The organism is Rhodopseudomonas sp. BAL398, assembly GCF_033001325.1.
GTDB lineage: Bacteria > Pseudomonadota > Alphaproteobacteria > Rhizobiales > Xanthobacteraceae > JARJEH01.
In genome coordinates, this window is sequence record NZ_CP133111.1 from 205845 (window position 1) to 224951 (window position 19107).

Annotated in this window: 14 protein-coding genes; 10 read left to right on the forward strand and 4 right to left on the reverse strand. The window is 64.5% G+C overall.

What is annotated here, in order from left to right:
• Nucleotides 1-231: 231 nt before the first annotated feature.
• The 6 genes from RBJ75_RS00960 (at nt 232) to RBJ75_RS00985 (ending at nt 6395) form a co-directional block, all read left to right on the forward strand.
• Nucleotides 232-465, forward strand: coding sequence for a hypothetical protein (locus RBJ75_RS00960; protein ID WP_044408731.1), 234 nt, complete (start codon nt 232-234; stop codon nt 463-465).
• Nucleotides 466-682: 217 nt separating this feature from the next.
• A complete protein-coding gene (gene hpnC / locus RBJ75_RS00965; RefSeq protein ID WP_044408740.1) occupies nt 683-1561 on the forward strand; it encodes a squalene synthase HpnC in 879 nt (292 codons plus the stop codon).
• The gene (gene hpnD / locus RBJ75_RS00970; protein ID WP_044408728.1) at nt 1558-2397 is read left to right on the forward strand and encodes a presqualene diphosphate synthase HpnD; all 840 of its coding nucleotides are present in this window, start codon (nt 1558-1560) and stop codon (nt 2395-2397) included. The genes hpnC and hpnD overlap by 4 nt, the downstream gene beginning before the upstream one ends.
• Nucleotides 2397-3650, forward strand: coding sequence for a hydroxysqualene dehydroxylase HpnE (gene hpnE / locus RBJ75_RS00975; protein WP_044408726.1), 1254 nt, complete (start codon nt 2397-2399; stop codon nt 3648-3650). Before hpnD ends, hpnE begins: the two co-directional genes overlap by 1 nt.
• A gap of 37 nt (nt 3651-3687) precedes the next feature.
• Nucleotides 3688-5652 (forward strand): squalene--hopene cyclase, encoded by a 1965-nt coding sequence (shc, locus tag RBJ75_RS00980; RefSeq protein WP_276156776.1) that lies wholly within the window; start codon nt 3688-3690, stop codon nt 5650-5652.
• Nucleotides 5649-6395, forward strand: coding sequence for a phosphorylase (locus tag RBJ75_RS00985; RefSeq protein ID WP_044411570.1), 747 nt, complete (start codon nt 5649-5651; stop codon nt 6393-6395). The genes shc and RBJ75_RS00985 overlap by 4 nt, the downstream gene beginning before the upstream one ends.
• Nucleotides 6396-6697: 302 nt before the next feature.
• Here RBJ75_RS00985 and RBJ75_RS00990 read toward each other — a convergent pair whose 3' ends face one another.
• Complete coding sequence (locus tag RBJ75_RS00990) at nt 6698-7390, reverse strand: CerR family C-terminal domain-containing protein (protein WP_044411573.1); 693 nt, start codon at nt 7388-7390, stop codon at nt 6698-6700.
• Nucleotides 7391-7539: 149 nt separating this feature from the next.
• Here RBJ75_RS00990 and RBJ75_RS00995 point away from each other — a divergent pair, with 149 nt between their 5' ends.
• Both RBJ75_RS00995 and RBJ75_RS01000 read left to right on the forward strand, forming a co-directional pair.
• On the forward strand, nt 7540-8709 hold the full coding sequence (locus RBJ75_RS00995) for an HlyD family secretion protein (protein WP_080901034.1): 1170 nt from the start codon (nt 7540-7542) through the stop codon (nt 8707-8709).
• Nucleotides 8706-10271 carry a DHA2 family efflux MFS transporter permease subunit gene (locus RBJ75_RS01000; RefSeq protein WP_044411576.1) on the forward strand — a complete coding sequence of 522 codons (1566 nt, stop codon included), beginning with the start codon at nt 8706-8708 and terminating at the stop codon, nt 10269-10271. Before RBJ75_RS00995 ends, RBJ75_RS01000 begins: the two co-directional genes overlap by 4 nt.
• A 201-nt stretch (nt 10272-10472) precedes the next feature.
• Here the strand turns inward: RBJ75_RS01000 and hpnH are convergent, their stop codons facing one another.
• Both hpnH and ispH read right to left on the reverse strand, forming a co-directional pair.
• Nucleotides 10473-11633 carry an adenosyl-hopene transferase HpnH gene (hpnH, locus tag RBJ75_RS01005; RefSeq protein ID WP_044411578.1) on the reverse strand — a complete coding sequence of 387 codons (1161 nt, stop codon included), beginning with the start codon at nt 11631-11633 and terminating at the stop codon, nt 10473-10475.
• A gap of 51 nt (nt 11634-11684) precedes the next feature.
• Nucleotides 11685-12629, reverse strand: a complete 945-nt coding sequence (ispH, locus tag RBJ75_RS01010; protein WP_044411580.1) for a 4-hydroxy-3-methylbut-2-enyl diphosphate reductase — start codon at nt 12627-12629, stop codon at nt 11685-11687.
• A gap of 301 nt (nt 12630-12930) precedes the next feature.
• Here ispH and RBJ75_RS01015 point away from each other — a divergent pair, with 301 nt between their 5' ends.
• Together RBJ75_RS01015 and hpnO are read left to right on the forward strand one after the other, a co-directional pair.
• On the forward strand, nt 12931-15537 hold the full coding sequence (locus RBJ75_RS01015; RefSeq protein WP_044411583.1) for an MMPL family transporter: 2607 nt from the start codon (nt 12931-12933) through the stop codon (nt 15535-15537).
• A 242-nt stretch (nt 15538-15779) separates the two neighbouring features.
• Nucleotides 15780-17171, forward strand: a complete 1392-nt coding sequence (hpnO, locus tag RBJ75_RS01020) for an aminobacteriohopanetriol synthase HpnO (RefSeq protein ID WP_044411591.1) — start codon at nt 15780-15782, stop codon at nt 17169-17171.
• A gap of 319 nt (nt 17172-17490) precedes the next feature.
• Here the strand turns inward: hpnO and RBJ75_RS01025 are convergent, their stop codons facing one another.
• Nucleotides 17491-19107: a GMC family oxidoreductase gene (locus RBJ75_RS01025; protein WP_276156775.1), complete on the reverse strand. Its 1617-nt coding sequence runs from the start codon at nt 19105-19107 to the stop codon at nt 17491-17493.

Below are 19107 nucleotides of genomic sequence, written 5' to 3' on the forward strand. Positions count from 1 at the left end.
GTCGAATTGTGAAGCCGATGCGCGACCAAGCCGCGATTGCTGGCGATCTGAGGGGATTCCACGCTCCGGCAGCGCGGCGACGCCAACGATTTTGATTTCATCGCGAATTGGCCGCAATTGCGAGCGCAGTTGTGGGCGCCATGGCGATCCGGGTGGCCGCCGCAACGCGCGCCGGGTTAGGGTGCCATCGATGGTGCAATCCCATCTGGATCTTTGTAACGAAGGAAAACAATGCCTAAATCTATATTTGTCCTCGCCTTGCTGCTTGGCTCGATCTCCACCGCTGCCAATGCCGAGCAGCGCAGCGGCACCGACCAGGAGCAGAAGGCCTGCGCGCGCGACGTGACGCGCCATTGCCGCAAAGTGATGGATCAGGGCGATTTCGTGGTGCTGGCCTGTCTCAAGGAAAACCGCGCCAAATTGAGCAAGGCCTGCAACCAGGTGTTGCTCAATCACGGCCAGTAAATCCCTCCGGCGCTGGCGCCGGCCGCGACCAGCTTAGGCCGGTCGGCCCAGGGCTGGATGGTATGATGGTGGCGCCGCGATCCGGCCAGGTTTTGCGAAAAATTGGTCGATATCGTTGGTTTAGCCGGCAGATTTCCCTTATATGGCGTCGCGATCGATCCCCGCTGTCCGGCGGCCGGATCGGCGTCGCGCGCCCATGTCCGAACCAGTGCAGCAGATGACCTCCGCGAACGAATTGCGATCCGGCAAGACCCATCGGGACGAGAATTTCCCGGTGGCGTCGTGGATCATCCATCCGCGACACCGGGCGCTGATTCTCGCCTTCTATAATTTCGTCCGCACCGCCGACGACATCGCCGATCACGCCGCGCTCGATGGCGCCGCGAAACTCGGTTTTCTCGACCTGCTGGAAGCCGAATTGCTCGGGCAGGGCGACAGCCAGCCCGAGGCGGTCGATCTGCGGCGCGCGCTCGCCGAACGCGGCATGCCGCCGCGCCACGCGCTCGACGTGCTGATCGCGTTTCGCATGGACGTCAACAAGCTGCGTTACGAGAATTGGGACGAGGTCATTCACTATTGCCGCTATTCGGCGATGCCAGTGGGGCGCTTCATGCTCGACGTCCATGGCGAGAGCACGTCGACCTGGGCGGCGTCGGATGCGCTATGTGCGGCGTTGCAGATCAACAATCATCTGCAGGATTGCGGCAAGGATTATCGCGACCTCAACCGGGTCTATCTGCCGCGCGACGCGCTGCAAGCCGCCGGCGCCGAGGCCGAGGCGCTCGGACAGACCCGCGCCTCGCCGGCGCTGCTGCAATGCCTGCAGGCGCTCGCCGCGCGCAATGAGGGCTTGCTGGCGCAGAGCCGGTTGCTCGGCGGCGAGGTCAAGGATCTGCGGCTCGGGCTGGAGATCTCGGTGATCCAGGCCTTCGCCGACAAGATCGTGCAGCTGCTCAAGCAGCGCGATCCGCTAAGCGAGCGGGTGCATCTGCGGCCGGTCGAATTGCTGGCGCAAAGCGCCGGCGGCATCGCCGCCGAACTGGCGCGCCGCGTGATCGGCCGGCGCCCCTTGTCGAAGCCGGCGCCGCGCGCATGAACCAGCAATCCCCGAACGCGCCGGCCCAGCACCAGGGCGCTGCCCATGGCAGTTCGTTCTACGCCGCGATGCGCATCCTGCCGCGGGCGCAGCGCGAGGCCATGTTCCAGGTCTACAGCTTCTGCCGCTATGTCGACGACATCGCCGATTCCGACGGGCCGCGCGACGCCCGCCTGGCGCAGTTGCAGCAATGGCGCGAAGACATCGACGCGCTGTATCGCGGCGAGCCGCCGGAGCGGCTGCAGGACTATCAGCAATCGGTGCGCGACTTCGGCCTCAAGCGCGAGGACTTCCTCGCCATCATCGACGGCATGGAGATGGACGTGCCCGCCGACATCCGGGCGCCCGACGAGGCGACGCTGGATCTGTATTGCGACCGGGTCGCCTCCGCGGTCGGCCGGCTGTCAGTGCGGATTTTTGGCCTGCCCGAGGCCGATGGCATCGAACTGGCGCATCATCTGGGCCGCGCGCTGCAATTGACCAATATCCTGCGCGACATCGACGAGGACGCCGGAATCGGCCGGCTCTATCTGCCGCGCGAAGGCTTGCTGCGCGCCGGGATATCCAGCACCGATCCGCGCGAAGTGGCGCAGCACCCGGCGCTGACGCTGGTCTGCGATCCGCTGGTCGCGCGCGCGCAGGCGCATTTCAAGAACGCCGACGCGGTGATGGACCGCAACCGGCGCCGCGTGGTGCGGGCGCCGCGGATCATGTCGAAATATTATCATGGGATCCTGCGCTTGCTGATCGCGCGCGGCTTCGCGCTGCCGCGCGCGCCGGTGCGGCTCGGCTCGGCGTCGCGCATCGCGATCCTGCTGCAATACGCGATCATCTGATGCCAGGCACCGTTCACATCATTGGCGCGGGCCTGTCCGGATTGTCGGCGGCGATCCGGCTGGCCGGCGCCGGCCGCCAGGTCCAGCTCCACGAGGCGATGCAGCAGGCCGGCGGCCGCTGCCGCTCCTATTTCGATGCCGCCACCGGACTGACCATCGACAACGGCAATCATCTGCTGCTGTCGGGCAATCGCGCGGCTTTGGCCTATGCGCGGTCGATCGGGACCGAGGCCGGCCTGGTCGGGCCGGCGAGCGCCGAATTTCATTTCATCGATGTCGGCACCGGCAAGCGCTGGCAGCTCAGGCTCGGCGACGGCCGGCTGCCGCTGTGGGTGCTCGACAAGCAAAGCCGCGTGCCGGACACCGGCCTGCGCGATTATCTGGCCTTGATGCCGTTGATCTGGGCCTCGCCGAGCCGGCTGATTGGCGACACCATTCCCTGCGAGGGCACGCTGTACCGGCGCCTGGTGCAGCCGCTGCTGCTGGCGGCGCTCAATGTCGACCCGCCGGAAGGCTCGGCCGGGCTGGCCGGCGCGGTGGTGCGCGAGACCCTGCTGGCCGGCGGGGCGGCCTGCCGACCGCTGATCGCGCGCGACGGCTTGAGCGCGGTCCTGGTCGAGCCCGCGCTCGACAAATTGCGCCACAGCGGCGCGGGGGTGCAGTTCGGCCATGAGCTGCGCGGCTTCGGCAAGTTGGGCGACCGCCTCGGCGAACTGGATTTCGGCGGCGACCGCGTCGCGGTCGGCCCCGAGGATGCGGTGGTGCTGGCGGTGCCGCCGCGCCCGGCCGCGGCGCTGCTGCCGGGCCTGCCGACGCCGCGCAAATATCGGGCGATCGTCAACGCGCATTTCCGCTTCACGCCGCCGCCGCATCTGCCGGCCCTGACCGGGGTGATCGGCGGGCTGGTGGAATGGCTGTTCGCCTTCCCCGACCGATTGTCGATCACCATCAGCAATGGCGACCGGCTGGTCGAACTGCCGCGGGAGGAATTGGCGCTGTCGATCTGGCAGGAAATCTGTAAGATCGCCGGCATCACCGCCGAATTGCCGGCGTGGCAGATTGTGCGTGAGCGCCGCGCCACCTTCGAGGCGACACCGGAGCAGAACGCGCTGCGGCCCGGCCCGGTGACCCAGTATAAAAACCTGTTTCTCGCCGGCGACTGGACTGATACGGGGGTGCCAGCCACCATCGAAGGCTCGGTGCGGTCCGGCAACCGTGCCGCCGACCTCGTCCTGGCGATGCGCCAGCCCTAGTCCCGGCGCCAGCATGCACGGAGAGATAGCGAGCAAGATGCATTCGGGTACGATTGATTCCGCGGCCGCTGGCGGCGACGCGCTCGAAGCCAGTATCGACGCGGCGCGGCAGGCCTTGCTGGGCTACCGCCAATCCGACGGCCATTGGGTGTTCGAGCTCGAGGCCGATTGCACCATCCCGTCCGAATATGTGCTGCTGCGGCACTATCTGGGCGAGCCGGTCGATGCCGCGCTGGAAGCCAAGATTGCGGTCTATCTGCGCCGCATCCAGGGCCCCCATGGTGGCTGGCCGCTGGTCCATGACGGCGATTTCGATATGAGCGCCAGCGTGAAGGCCTATTTCGCGCTGAAGATGATCGGCGACAGCGTCGACGCGCCGCATATGGCGCGGGCGCGCGAGGCGATCCGCGCGCGCGGTGGCGCCATCCACGCCAACGTCTTCACCCGCTTTCTGCTGACGATGTTCGGGATCCTGACCTGGCGCAGCGTGCCGGTGCTGCCGGTCGAGATCATGCTGCTGCCAATGTGGTCGCCGTTCCATCTCAACAAGATCTCCTATTGGGCGCGCACCACGATCGTGCCGTTGATGGTGCTGACGGCGTTGAAGCCGCGGGCGATCAACCGGCTGGGCGTGGGCCTCGACGAATTGTTTCTGCAGGATCCGCGATCGATCGGGATGCCGGCCAGGGCGCCGCATCAGAACCGTGGCATGTTCAAACTGTTCGGCGCGATCGACGTCGTCCTGCGCGCGATCGAGCCGCTGATTCCGAAGCGGCTGCGCAAACACGCCATCGACCTCGCGGTCGCCTTCGTCGAGGAGCGGTTGAACGGCGAAGACGGGTTGGGGGCGATCTATCCGCCGATGGCCAATACCGTGATGATGTACAAGGTGCTGGGGTTTCCGGAGGACCATCCGCCGCGTGCGATCACCCGCAGGGGTATCGACAAGCTGCTGGTGATCCATGACGACGAGGCCTACTGCCAGCCCTGCGTGTCGCCGATATGGGACACCTCGCTGACCTGTCACGCGCTGATCGAGGCCGGCGGCGGCGAGGTCGCCCAACCGGTCCGCGACGGTCTGGACTGGCTGCTGCCCAAGCAGGTGCTCGACGTCGAGGGCGACTGGGCCGTGAAGGCGCCGAATGTCCGCCCCGGCGGCTGGGCGTTCCAGTACAACAATGCCCATTATCCCGATCTCGACGACACCGCGGTGGTGGTGATGGCGATGGACCGCGCGCGGCGCGACCGGCCGAGCCTGGCTTACGACACCGCGATCGCCCGTGCCCGCGAGTGGATCGAGGGGATGCAGAGCGACGACGGCGGCTGGGCCGCCTTCGATGTCAACAATACCGAATATTATCTGAACAACATTCCGTTCTCCGACCACGGCGCCATGCTGGATCCGCCGACCGAGGACGTAACCGCGCGTTGTGTCTCGATGTTGACGCAACTCGGCGAGACCGCCCAGTCGAGCAAGGCGGTGGCGCGGGGGGTCGATTATCTACTCAAGACCCAGCTCGCCGAAGGCTCGTGGTACGGCCGCTGGGGCCTGAACTACATTTACGGCACCTGGTCGGTGTTGTGCGCGCTGAACGCCGCCGGCCTCGATCACCAGCACGCGGCGATCCGCAAGGCGGTGGCGTGGCTGGCATCGATCCAGAACCCCGATGGCGGCTGGGGCGAGGATGCGACCAGCTACCGGCTCGACTATCAGGGCCACGAAAAATCGCCCTCGACCGCGTCACAAACGGCATGGGCCTTGCTTGCCCTAATGGCTGCGGGCGAGGTCGATCACCCGGCAGTGGCGCGCGGCGTTGATTACCTAAAAACCACACAGACCGAAAAAGGAGTGTGGGACGAGCTGCGCTACACCGGTTCTGGCTTTCCGCGGGTGTTTTATCTGCGGTATCATGGCTATGCAAAATTCTTTCCGCTCTGGGCGCTGGCGCGGTATCGAAATTTGAGAGCCACGAACAGCAAGGTCGTAGGGGTCGGAATGTGATTTTGGGGGCGGTGGGCGGCACGTCCGCGGTCGATCTAGTTGATCCGCGGCCGGTTTTGATTGTGACGGGGCTTTTGCAGGAAGCCCGGATCGCGGCGGGACCCGGATTGACGGTGATCTGCAGCAGTAGCGATCCCAAGCAATTGCGGGCTCTTCTGGCGAAATTCGATGCCTCGTCGATTCGCGGCGTGATCAGCTTCGGCGTGGCCGGCGGTCTCGATCCGGCGCTCAAATCCGGCGATGTGGTGATTGCCACAGAGGTCACGGCGGGCGGATCCCGCTGGGAGGCCACGCCAGCATTGACCGAGGAATTGATCGGCAGCACCGGCCTGGGTGGCCAGCATGTGGTCCGCGGCGGTCTGGCCGGTGTCGAGCAGGTGGTCGCGGCGCGCGCCGCCAAGGCGGTGCTGCATTCCGAGACCGGGGCCGCCGCCGTCGACATGGAAAGCCATATCGCCGCCGCCTATGCCTTCGAGGCCGGCCTGCCATTCGCCGCCTTGCGGGTGATCAGCGATCCCGCCAGCCGCGCGCTGCCGGCGGTGGTTGCCTCCGCGATCAAGCCGAATGGCGATATCGACCTGGCCAAGGTGTTGCGCGGCGTCGCCCGCCATCCGACGTCGATCCGGTCATTGGTATCGACCGGAATCGATTTCAACCGCGCCCTGCGCAGCTTGCGCGGCTGTCGGAGTTTCATGCTCGACGGCGTTTTGGGCAGCGGCGGCTTCGTCGCGGCGGATCTCTGACGGCGCAATTGATACCAAAGGCGTTTTGGTTTTGACTCATCCGCGTGGCCGGGCTTGACCCGGCCATGACGAACGAGAGGCCGTGCCCCCTGGTATGAGTACCCGTTCATCAAGAAGTCCGAACCCGGCAAGATATTCCGCCGCTGCACTGACGACGGTAGACGCACCGCCGCGGATAGAGCCAGCTTGGCGACCGCCCAAAGGTCCAGGTGACGAACCGACCGGCAGGGAGCGAGCAAACGTTTCGCGGCCACATCCGCGATAGAATCTCGGCCTGGTGGCCGACCGCCGGCGATAGACGCTCAACTGCGTTCGTGCCTGTGCAATTTGAGCAGCGCCGTCGTTTGCAGACGCAGGAGCTGTTTCAATTTCGCCAAGCGCGCAGGCGTGATGTCGTCCCAGCCAACCATCTTTTTCAGGTGGCCGGGCGCGAGATGGAGCGTCATCAATTGGCCGTTGATGGTGGCTGACACCAGGCGCGCTTCGTCCTTTGTCATGTTGTCTCCGGCAATCCGCGAGACGAGGGCCTGACAGCACTCATTGAGGCGATCACCGAGAGACGTCTTGGCCGGTTTCGGGGGGCCTTTTGGCTGCACGCGCCAGCGCGCGACAAAAAGCGCTCGGCTCGCTGAATCCTCGGTTCCGAGCAGGAAATCGGCAAGACAATCGAGAAACGAACAATAGGCCTCGATCAGCTTGTCGCTGCTCGCGCCGCTCTTGAGCAGTCCCTCGGCGATGCTCAGCACGGGGCCCATCGTATCTTGGGCGTCCGTCAGGAGATGTTCGATGCAGGCGTCGTAAAGCCCTTCCTTGTTCTCGAAATAATATTGCAGCGAGGGGGCGGGCACTTCTGCTTGCGCCGCGATCTCGCGCGTCGTGACACCGTCAAAGCCATGTGCGCCAAACAGCGTCATTGCCGTGCTGATGATCCGCGCACGGGTTTCTTCCCCACGCGGATAAGTGGTCCCGGCATTGTTTCGTCGCGCGGCCTTCATGGCGTCCTTCCTGTCAGGCGTCCCTTCTGATCCCACAATACAGCTACGCCATAAATTATACCAGTTGACATATTTATTCCACGTGGAATAAATGATAAATATTCCAGGTGGAATAAATCTGCTGCTGGGACGGATCAAAGGGCCAGACAATGAGCGTTGCAGTGGTGCCAAAGCCGACGGCCTTCGACCAAAGCGACGTCGAGCCTGTGGCCGTTTCGCCCGCCGGGAAAACCACCGGCGCCGGAAAAATCAGCCGGAGTCGCCTGGTACTGGGCGCGGCGGCGGCGTTGGCAATCACCATTGGCGCCGTCTATTTCCACCACTGGTACGTCGCTGGCCGCTTTATCGAGAACACGGATAACGCCTATCTGCGGGCCGATCAGGTCTCGATGGCACCCCGGGTCTCCGGCTATGTCACCGATATCTATGTGCAAAACAATGATGAAGTCACCGCCGGTCAGCCGCTGATCAAGGTCGATGCGCGGCGCTACGAAGTCGCGCTACGTCAAGCCAAGGCGACGGTTCATGCGCGAGAGGCGGATGTCGAGAAGAGCGAGGCTGATCTTCGGCAACAGGATGCCATGATCGCCCAGGCGCAGGCCGACGAAGACAATGCTGACCTCGCCGTCGATCTGGCGCAGAAGGAATTGGACCGCTCTGCAAGGCTGGTGGCGCGGGGAGTCACCAGCCAGCAGCAGAATGATCAGGCGCAAAATGCGCTGAAGCGGGCGCAGTCAGTAAAGCTTTTGAAAAAGGCTGTCCTTGACGGAGCGCAGCGTCAGGTTGCGATGCGCGCGGCTGAGATCGATCAGGCGCGTGCGCAGCTCGCCGCCGCGCAGGAAAGTCAGCACCAGGCGGAGCTTGATCTGGATGACACGACGCTGCGCGCGTCGATTGCCGGGCGAGTGGGGGACCGCACGGCGCAGGTCGGCCAGTTCGTCCAACCGGGAACACTGCTGTTGACGGTCGTGCCGACGCGCCAACTTTATCTGGTGGCCAACTTCAAAGAAACCCAGATCGAGAAAATGCGGGCGGGCCAGCCTGCGGACATCAAGGTCGACGCCTATCCTGGGCTTGCCTTGCACGGCACAGTCGACAGCTTCGCACCGGGGACCGGGTCTCAGTTCGCGCTGCTACCACCGGAGAACGCGACTGGGAATTTCACCAAGATCGTTCAGCGCGTGCCCGTCCGCATTCGCGTCGATGCCCCGACCAGCAATGCTCCGGCTCTGGTCCCCGGTCTGTCGGTGACGGTTTCGGTGGATACCAATGCGAACGCGCGGGTCCGTCAGGCGCAGGCGGACGGGTCGGTTCAATGACTGCTCCGGCAAAGGTTGAAAGCGCGCCATCCGCCAGTCTCTCCGACTGGATCGCGGTGATCGGCGGAGCATTGGGCGCGCTGATGGCGACGCTCGACATCTCGATCACCAATACGGCGTTGCCGCAGATTCAAGGCGCGATCGGCGCGAGCGGAACGGAAGGTACGTGGATCGGCACCGGCTACCTTGTGGCCGAAGTGGTCATGATCCCGCTGGCCGCGTGGCTGATGCGGTTGATGGGCCTTCGCACCTTGTTGCTGGTCACGAGCATCGCGTTCGTGATGTTCTCAATCTTTTGCGGGCTTGCCGAGGGCCTGACGCAAATGATCGTTGGTCGCGTCGGACAAGGCTTTTTTGGTGGCGCCCTCATTCCCACGGCGCAGGTGATCATCCGCACCCGTCTGCCGCCCCATCAAATGCCCGTCGGCATGAGCATCTTCGGTGTGATCGTGCTGCTCGGTCCCGTGCTTGGGCCGGTTTTCGGCGGCTATCTCGCCGAGGAGGTCAGCTGGCATTGGTGCTTCTTCATCAACCTGCCGGTCGGGATCGCACTGGTGACGCTGCTGCTTGTCGGTCTGCCGGCGCAGAAGGCCAATTTCGCACTGCTGGCCGACGCGGATTGGCTCGGCATCGTCGGCATGACGATGGCCTTCAGCTGCCTGACGGTCGTGTTCGAGGAAGGCCAGCGGGAGCAATGGTTTGAATCGTCGCTGATCGTCTATCTGTCGCTGGCCTCGCTGGTCGGCTTCCTGATCCTTCTCGTGGCGCAGATGACGAGCCGCGATCCGGTCCTCAAGCTGCGCCTGTTGCGCAACCGTGCGTTTGGCGGAGCGACGCTTCTGGTGTTCGTCGTCGGCGCTGGCCTTTATGGTTGCACGTTCATCGTCCCGCAATTCCTCAGCCTGATCGCAGGCTTCAACGCGCGCCAGGCCGGTTCGATCATGGCTTTGGCTGCGCTGCCGACCTTCGTGCTGATGCCGATCCTGCCCCGCATTATCGGCCGCCTCGACACGCGCGTGATGGTCGCGCTGGGACTGGCGTTCTTCGCGGCCAGTTGCTTCGCCGATGTCGGTTTGAGCCCGGACACCTCCGGTGGCGATTTCACGGTGTCCCAGCTTCTGCGCGGCGTCGGCCAGATCCTGGCGATGATGCCGCTCAACCAGGCCTCCATGGTGGCCGTCGGACGGGAGAATGCCGCCGACGGCGCTGGGATCTATAGCATGGCGCGCAATCTCGGCGGCTCGGTGGGGCTTTCCCTAAGCGGTATCTTCATCGACCGGCAAACCGCGGTGCATTCGGCGACCATCCGGGAAAGCGTCACCGCCAATTCGGTACTGGCGCAAACGCGATTGGCTGCCAATGGAATCGCTCAGGGCCTCGATGCGGCAACCGCAAAGCTGAGGGCGATGGCGCAATTGTCGGCGCAGATCGACCGGCATGCCCTTATCATGACCTTTAGCGATACATTCTGGATCATGGGAATCGTTCTTCTCGCAGCCATTCCTGTCGTCATGCTGCTGCGCCGCCCGGAGCTAGGCACGGCGATATCCGAAGGACATTGAGCTGCCCTCGAAGGATTTCACGCCCTGGACTCTCCGCGCCAGACACTCAACCGCGGCACCGCCTCGTCAGATTCGCTGCGTCGAGCTTCTGAGGCAGGCGAGGCCGCATCGTCGCCGATGCGGCGCGCCTTTTCCAACCAGACTGCGTCTCGCACGGCCTGGCATGGCCGCGCGGTTCGATCTGGATGGAGCCGCCGAGGCTCAGGCCGCGGTGCTGGCCTTTTGCTGGGCCTTCTGGGCGATGCCGGCGGCCTCGTCGCGGCGGATCTCCGACAGCGTCTTCTGCACCTGCTCGGAGAAGATGTACTGCGCCGGGCGCTGCTTGGTCAGGTCGATCTCCGGCGCCATCGGGCCCTCGGTGCGCACGCCGCGGATCGCGACCCACAGCGCCTTCAACGGATTGACCAGCGAGGCATTGGCGGCGGTCGGCTCGTAGCCGCAATGCGCCATGCAGTCGGCGCACTTTTCATATTTGCCGGTGCCGTATTTCTCCCAGTCGGTGGTCTCCATCAATTCCTTGAAGGTCTTGGTGTAGCCCTCGCCGAGCAAATAGCACGGCTTCTGCCAGCCGAAGATGTTGCGCGCCGGCATCCCCCAGGGGGTGCATTCGAACGACTGATTGCCGGCGAGGAAGTCCAGGAACAGGCCGGAATGCATGAAGTTCCACTTCTTGCCCTTGCCCAGCGCGAAGACGTCGCGGAACAGCTTCTTGGTCTTGGTGCGGTTGAGGAAGTGCTCCTGATCGGGCGCCCGCTCATAGGCATAGCCCGGCGACATCGACACGCCGACGCCGAGCTCGGTGGTGAAATCCATGAATTTGGCGATGTCCTCGGCGGCATGGCCGTCGAAGATCGTGGCGTTGACGTTGACCGCGAAACCCTTGGCCTTGGCGGCCTTGATCGCCTTGACGGCGCGGTCGAACACGCCCTGCTGCGACACCGCCTTGTCGTGGTGATCCTTCATGCCGTCGAGATGCACCGAGAAGAACAGATAGGGCGACGGTTCGAACAGATGCAGCTTCTTTTCCAGCAGTAGCGCGTTGGTGCACAGCGAGACGAACTTCTTGCGCGCCACCAGGCCGCGCACGATCTCGCCGATCTCGCGATGGATCAATGGCTCGCCGCCCGGAATCGCCACCATCGGCGCGCCGCATTCCTCGGCGGCGTCCCAGCATTCCTGCGCGCTCATGCGGCGGTCGAGAATGGCGTCGGGATAATCGATCTTGCCGCAGCCGACGCAGGCCAGGTTGCAGCGAAACAGCGGCTCGAGCATCAACACCAGCGGGTAGTGCTTCCTGCCGAGCATCTTCTGCTTCACCAGGTAGGCGCCGATCTTGATCTCTTTGAAAAACGGGATTGCCATTACGGGGTTCTCTTTCAGACCAAATCTTCGGACAAATCAGACGAGCGCGGCTCAGGCCGGGGCCAGCTCCGCGGGTAGTACGAATTCGATATCCTCTTCGCGTCCGGCCAGCACCGACACGGTGACCGGGCCGATTCGGCGCAACGCTTCGATCACGTCGTCGACCAGCACCTCGGGAGCCGAGGCGCCCGCCGTGATGCCCACCGCCTTGGCGTCCTTCAGCCAGTCCGGATTGAGCTCGCTGCCATCGGCGATCAGGTAGCTTGGAATTCCAACCTCGGTGCCGATCTCGCGCAGCCGGTTCGAGTTGGAACTATTATTGGCGCCGACCACGATGATGACATCGACCAGTTTCGACAGGTCTCTTACCGCGGATTGGCGATTTTGTGTCGCATAGCAGATATCCCGGGTGTCGGGACCCTGAATGTCGGAGAACCTGGCTTCCAGCGCGGTGATGATGTCCTTGGTATCGTCGACGCTCAGCGTGGTCTGGGTGATATAGGCCACCGGGGTCTCGGCCGGCAGCGTCAGCGCGGCGACGTCGGCGACATTTTGCACCAGGAGCACCGGGCCGGGAACCTGGCCCATGGTTCCCACAACCTCCGGATGGCCGGCATGGCCGATCAGGATCAAGGCGCGCCCCTTCGACATGTAGCGCTTGCCTTGATTGTGGACCTTGGTCACCAGCGGGCAGGTCGCATTGAGCACCGGCAGACCGCGCGCAGCGGCTTCCTCCTCGACGCTGCGGGCGACGCCATGGGCGCTGAACACCGTCACCGCCTTGGGCGGCACTTCGGACAGGTTCTCGACAAAGATCGCGCCTTTGGCCTTCAGGCTTTCGACCACATATTTGTTATGGACGATCTCATGCCGGACATAGACCGGTGCGCCATATTTCTCGAGCGCGCGTTCGACGATCTCGATCGCGCGAACGACGCCGGCACAGAAGCCGCGAGGCTGGGCTAGAAAAACGGCGAGAGGTCGAACGTCAGACAAGGGTCACCACACACATCATAAAACTCTGTCTCCAGCCGTCATTATCGGCAATTTCCGCGCCATGATCCAGCCGGTATTGCGCCACCCAGGACATACAACGGCTGGATTGACGGATCAGAACGCGCTTGGCAATCGGCTTCGGTGGGATTACTTCCGGCCACGAGACGCTGCCGGGCTCCCCGTTTAAGCCATTTTGTCATGTCCTTGAAGGCCAGACCTTTCGGGGCAATCAAATCCCGCGAGGGAACTCGGCCAAAGCCGCCGCATTCTAGGCAAGCCGAAAGCAATAGAAAGTGAAATTGTGCTGACAAGAGTCATTGTTTCCATTGTCAAAGCTTGCACCCGGTTTGCGACTTTTACTGTAATTATCGGTGTCATTCTTGCGGTCGCGGCCGGCTTCTATACGGCGCGGAACTTCGGGATCAATACCGACGTCAACAAGCTGATCTCGCCGGATCTGGATTGGCGGCAGCGCGATATCGCTTTCGACAAGGCGTTCGACCAGGAACGCCTGATTCTGGCCGTCGTGGACGCTCCGACGCCGGAATTCGCAGGCGCCGCGACAGCCGCGCTGGCAGACAGATTGTCGAGCGATAACAAGAACTTTTCATCTGTCCGCCGGCTCGGCGCCGGAGAATTCTTCAACCGAAACGGGTTGTTGTTCCTGCCCACCCAGGAAGTCGCGCAACTCACCGGCCAGTTCGAGGCGGCGGCGCCGCTGATCTCCATCGTCGCCGGCGATCCAAGCCTGCGCGGCCTGACCGGCGCGCTGGAAACCGGGCTGCTCGGCGTCAAACGCGGAGAATTCAAGCTTGATGGCGCCGCGCGGCCATTCGCGATGGTGGCCGATACGGTCGACACCGTGCTGAAGACCGGGGCGGGGATGTTCTCCTGGCGCGCCCTGATGAGCGACAAGCCGCTGACTGATTCCGATCGTCGCGCCTTCATCGAGATCAAGCCGGTCCTCGACTTCCAGGCGCTGGAACCCGGCAAGACCGCCACCGATGCAATCCGGCAGGCGGCGAAGGACCTCAATCTGGCCTCCGAATACGGCGCCAGGGTGCGGCTGACCGGGCCGGTTCCGATCGCCAATGAGGAGTTCGCCACGGTTCAGGACGGAGCCCTGGTCAACGGCATCGGCACGGTGCTGGTGGTGCTGGTGATCCTGTGGCTGGCCTTGCGCTCGCCGAAGATCATCTTGGCGGTGTTCATCAATCTATTCGTCGGCCTGTCGATCACCACCGCGGTCGGATTGATGATGGTGGGTTCGCTGAGCCTGCTGTCGATTGCGTTCGCGGTGCTGTTTGTCGGGCTGGGGGTGGATTTCGGCATCCAGTTCAGCGTGCGCTACCGCTCCGAACGCTACAAAACCAATGATCTGACGGCGGCCCTGGTGCGGGCGGCGAAATATTCGGCGATTCCGCTGTCGCTGGCGGCGGTGTCGACCTCGGCCGGGTTCCTGTCGTTTCTGCCGACCGCCTATAAGGGCGTCTCCGAACTGGGCATGATCGCCGGCGCAGGGATGATGATCGCATTCCTGTCCTGCATCACCTTCTTGCCGGCGCTGCTCAAGCTGCTCAACCCGGCCGGCGAGAGGGAGCCGCTGGGTTACGCCTTCCTGGCGCCGCTCGATGAGTTCCTGGAAAAGCACCGGGTCGGGATCGTCGGCGGAACGCTGGCGCTGGCGATCGCCGGGCTGCCATTGCTGTATTTCATGCAGTTCGATTTCAATCCGATCAACCTGCGCAGCCCCAAGGTCGAATCGATCGCGACCTTCCTCGATCTGCGCAAGGACCCCAACACCGGCGCCAATGCGATCAACGTGATGGCGCCGAACGAAGCGGCCGCCCGGGTGGTCGAGGCCAAGCTCAGCAAGCTGCCGGAAGTGTCGCGCACGATGTCGCTCGATAGTTTCGTGCCGGACGACCAGCCGGCCAAGCTGAAGATGATCGCGCAGGGCGCCAAGGCGCTCGATTCGGCGCTCAACCCGGAATCGATCGATCCGCCGCCGACCGACGCGGAAAATGTCGAGGCGCTGCAATTGACCGCGGCCAGCCTGCGCAAGGTGGCCGGCGAGGCCGACAGCCCAGGCGCCGCAGCCTCGCGGCGCTTGGCCGATGCGCTGACCGGGCTCGCCGGAGCCGACCAGGCGACCCGCGACAAGGCCCAGGCGGTGTTCGTGCGGCCGCTGCAACTGGCATTGACCCAGTTGCGCGATCTGCTCCAGGCCAAGCCGCTATCGCTACAGACCCTGCCGGATGATCTGGTGTCGGCATGGAAGACCAAGGAAGGCGCGATCCGCGTCGAGGCGCTGCCGAGCGGCGATCCGAATGACAACGCGACGCTGCGCAAATTCGCCGCCGCCGTGCTGAAGGCCGAACCCCTGGCGGTGGGCGGCCCGGTGTCGATCATGAAATCGGGCGACACCATCGTTTCGGCCTTCATCCAGGCCGGGCTGTGGGCGCTGCTGTCGATCTCGCTGCTGCTGTGGCTGGCGCTGCGCCGGATCGGCGACGTGGCGCTGACGCTGGTGCCGCTGCTGGTCGCCGGCGCGGTGACGCTGGAGATCTGCGTCATCATCGGTCTGCCGCTGAACTTCGCCAATATCGTCGCGCTGCCGCTGCTGCTTGGCGTCGGCGTGGCGTTCAAGATCTATTACGTCACCGCGTGGCGCGCGGGACACACCAACCTGCTGCAATCGGCGCTGACCCGGGCGATCTTCTTCAGCGCGCTGACCACCGCGACCGCGTTCGGCAGCCTGTGGCTGTCGAGCCATCCGGGCACAGCCAGCATGGGCAAATTGCTGGCGCTGTCGCTGGTCACCACGCTGGCCGCGGTGCTGCTGTTCCAGCCGGCGCTGATGGGCAAGCCGCGCGAACCCGCGAAGACAGAGGCAGACGAGAGCTGAACCGGTTGGAACCGGGCAGGCGAGCGCTGCTGGGGATTTTACTGGGTCGGCAGGGGAACCGTCGGGCACATGCCCGGCGGCCGAAATTAATCCGCAACCCCGCGGCGCGGGCGTGATATGGCGTTGCCGCGCAAATCGGGTTTCGGTGCCCGGCCGACTCGATTGGCGGCGCCGGAATCACAAAACGCCGCAATCGGGGTTTTCAGTTCACGGTGCACCCCACCAAACGAAGTATGCAACTGATGTCATATCCGAATCTCGACTTTTCGCAGCTCTTCGCGGAGCGCCAGGCCCAGCGCAGCGGCATGCATGCACGCCACCTCAACGAGCAGCTCGTCAGGGTGCTGAAAACCATCGGCTATGATGTCGGGTTTCAGCGCGGCCAGGGCCCGTATCTGTTCGATCGCGACGGCGCGCGCTATCTCGATCTGCTGAGCGGCTTCGGGGTATTTGCGATCGGGCGGAATCACCCGGTGCTGCGCGACGCGCTGAAGAGCGTGCTCGACGCCGACCTGCCCAATCTGGTGCAGCTCGACGTCTCGACGCTGGCCGGCGTGCTGGCGGAGCGGCTGCTCGACTACGTGCCCTATCTCGACAAGGTGTTCTTCGCCAATTCGGGCGCCGAATGCGTCGAGGCCGCGATCAAATTCGCCCGCTGCGCCACCGGGCGCACCGGCATCGTGCATTGCGACCACAGCTATCACGGCCTCACTTACGGGGCGCTGTCGTTGACCGACGATCCAAATTTCCAGGCCGGGTTCGGACCGCTGCTGCCCGACTGCACGACGATTCTGTTCAACGATCTGGAAGCGCTGGAGAAGGCGCTGTCGACCCGCCAGGTCGCGGCCTTCATCGTCGAGCCGATCCAGGGCAAGGGCGTCAATCTGCCCACCGACGAATTCCTGCCCGGCGCCGCGGCGCTGTGCAAGCGCTACGGCACGCTGTTCATCGCCGACGAGATCCAGACCGGGATCGGCCGCACCGGCCGCTTCCTCGCGGTCGAGCACTGGAATGTCGAGCCCGACATGGTGCTGCTGTCGAAGTCGCTGTCCGGCGGCCATGTCCCGGTCGGCGCGGTGCTGACCCGCAAATCAATCTTCGACAAGATCTTCAGCCAGATGGACCGCGCCGTGGTACACGGCTCGACCTTTGCCAAGAACGATCTGGCGATGGCGGCCGGCATCGCCACGCTGGAGGTGCTCAAGCACGAGAAGCTGATCGAGGCCGCCGCCAAGCGCGGCGCCGAGCTGCGGCTGGCGCTGACCCGGATGGTGCCGGGCTATGAGCTGATGAAGGAAGTCCGCGGCAAGGGGCTGATGATCGGCGTCGAATTCGGCCCGCCGAAATCGCTGCGGCTGAAGGCGTCCTGGACCATGCTGGAGACCGCCAATAAGGGCCTGTTCTGCCAGCTGATCACGGTGCCGCTGTTCAAGGAGCACAAGATCCTCACCCAGGTCTCCGGCCACGGCAGCCACACCATCAAGCTGCTGCCGACGCTGACCGTCACCGAGGAAGACTGCAAATGGATCGAGACCGCCTTCGACCAGGTGATCGCCGACAGCCACAAGGTCCCCGGCGCGATCTGGTCGCTCGGCAAGACCCTGGTCGACAACGCGGTGCGTAAATCGGCGTGAGGCAAGGCCTTCTGACCGCTGACTAAACCTCCACGCCTGCTGTGTCGTCATCTTCGAGGCCGCCGCAGCGCTGCGACACCTCAGAGCTCGACTCAAAAGGGGCAATGAAGTGGGGCCAAGGTCGTCATTGCGAGGAGCCCTTGCGACGAAGCAATCCAGGTCGTGGCTTGCCGCCCCTGCATTGCTTCGCTGCCGGAGGGCGCTGCGCGCCGGCCTCGGCTCGCAATGACGGAATGATCCTGATCCATAATCGTCTCGTTCAGGCCCTCAGATGACGTGGCGCTTGACCTGAGCTTGCTTGGCTTCGCCAGAATGCCGCTTACTTCCCATCCTCGATCATCATCGCCGCGCCCTTTTCGGCGATCATCGCGGTCGGCGTATTGGTGTTGCCCGAGGTGATCGTCGGCATCACCGAGGCGTCGATCACCCGCAACCCGTCGATGCCGTGGAGCCGCAGCCGGTCGTCGACCACCGCGAAGGGGTCGCTCGGCAGTCCCATCTTGGCGGTGCCGACCGGGTGGAAGATGGTGGTGCCGATATCGCCGGCGGCCTTGGCCAGCGCCGCGTCGTCATCGCCCACCGTCGGGCCGGGCAAAAACTCCTCCGGCTGATAGCGCCGCAGCACCGGCTGGCGCATTAGCCGCCTGGTGGCGCGGATGGCGTCAGCGGCGACGCGGCGGTCGTCGTCGGTGGTCAGATAATGCGGCGCGATCGACGGCGCGGCGCCGGGGGCGGCCGAGGTAATCCTGATCTCGCCGCGGGAGGTCGGACGCAGATTGCAGGCGCTGACGGTGATCGCCGGAAAGCGGTGCAGCGGATCGCCGAATTTGTCCAGCGACAGCGGTTGGACGTGAAACTGAATATTGGCGCGCTCGCGATCCGGATCGGAGCGGGTGAAGATGCCGAGCTGCGACGGCGCCATGGTCAGCGGCCCGCGCCGCCGCAGCGCGTAGTCGAGCCCCATCAGGGCGCGCCGCGGCAGCGAATGATAGGTCTCGTTCAAGGTGCGCACGCCGCTCACCTTGTAGATCGCGCGCTGCTGCAGATGGTCCTGCAGATTGCGGCCGACACCGGGCCGGTCCAGCACGGGTTCGATGCCGAGCGGCGCCAGCCACTCGGCAGGCCCGATCCCGGAGCGCTGCAGCAGCTGGGTCGAGCCGATCGAGCCGGCGCACAGCACCACCTGGCGCGCCCGCGCCTCGACGATCTGGCCGCCCTGGATGAAACGCACCCCGACAGCGCGGCCATGCTCGACGATCAGGCGGTCGACCAGCACGTTCTTTTCCAGCCGCAGATTGGGTCGATTGAGCGCCGGCTTGAGAAAGCCGCGCGCCGAGGACCAGCGCCGGCCGCGCTTCTGGTTGACGTGGAAATAGCCGACGCCCTCATTGTCGCCGGTGTTGAAATCGCGAATCCAGGGCACGCCCATCTGCTCGGCGGCGTCGCCGACGGCGTCGAGGATCGGCCAGGACAGCCGCGCCGCCTCGATGCGCCAGCCGCCGCCGCTGCCGTGATGGTCGCTGTCGCCTAAAAAATGGTCTTCCAGCCGCCGAAATGCGGGCAGCACGTCCGCATAGCCCCAGCCGGTCAGGCCGAGCTGGCGCCAATGGTCGTAATCGGCGGCCTGGCCGCGCATCGAGATCATGGCGTTGATGGCGGAGGAGCCACCGATCACCTTGCCGCGCGGATAGGCCAGCGAACGGCCATTGAGGCCGGGCTCGGGCTCGGTGCGGAACATCCAGTCCGACCGTGGATTGCCGATCGCGAACAGATAGCCGACCGGGATATGGAACCAGATCCAATTGTCGCTGCCGCCGGCTTCCAGCAGCAGCACGCGCCGCGCCGGGTCGGCCGAGAGCCGGTTGGCGACGATACAGCCCGCGGTTCCGGCCCCCACCACGATGACGTCGAACTCGCCCTCGATCCGCTGCTCCAT

Bases quoted from the DNA above. Each gene is read 5' to 3' on its own strand.
- RBJ75_RS01025 (WP_276156775.1), bottom strand. From the start codon at position 19,107: ATGGAGCAGCGGATCGAGGGCGAGTTCGACGTCATCGTGGTGGGGGCC.
- RBJ75_RS01000 (WP_044411576.1), top strand. From the start codon at position 8,706: ATGACTGCTCCGGCAAAGGTTGAAAGCGCGCCATCCGCCAGTCTCTCC.
- RBJ75_RS00995 (WP_080901034.1), top strand. From the start codon at position 7,540: ATGAGCGTTGCAGTGGTGCCAAAGCCGACGGCCTTCGACCAAAGCGAC.
- RBJ75_RS00990 (WP_044411573.1), bottom strand. From the start codon at position 7,390: ATGAAGGCCGCGCGACGAAACAATGCCGGGACCACTTATCCGCGTGGG.
- hpnC (WP_044408740.1), top strand. From the start codon at position 683: ATGACCTCCGCGAACGAATTGCGATCCGGCAAGACCCATCGGGACGAG.
- hpnE (WP_044408726.1), top strand. From the start codon at position 2,397: ATGCCAGGCACCGTTCACATCATTGGCGCGGGCCTGTCCGGATTGTCG.
- RBJ75_RS00960 (WP_044408731.1), top strand. From the start codon at position 232: ATGCCTAAATCTATATTTGTCCTCGCCTTGCTGCTTGGCTCGATCTCC.
- hpnO (WP_044411591.1), top strand. From the start codon at position 15,780: ATGTCATATCCGAATCTCGACTTTTCGCAGCTCTTCGCGGAGCGCCAG.
- shc (WP_276156776.1), top strand. From the start codon at position 3,688: ATGCATTCGGGTACGATTGATTCCGCGGCCGCTGGCGGCGACGCGCTC.
- hpnH (WP_044411578.1), bottom strand. From the start codon at position 11,633: ATGGCAATCCCGTTTTTCAAAGAGATCAAGATCGGCGCCTACCTGGTG.
- hpnD (WP_044408728.1), top strand. From the start codon at position 1,558: ATGAACCAGCAATCCCCGAACGCGCCGGCCCAGCACCAGGGCGCTGCC.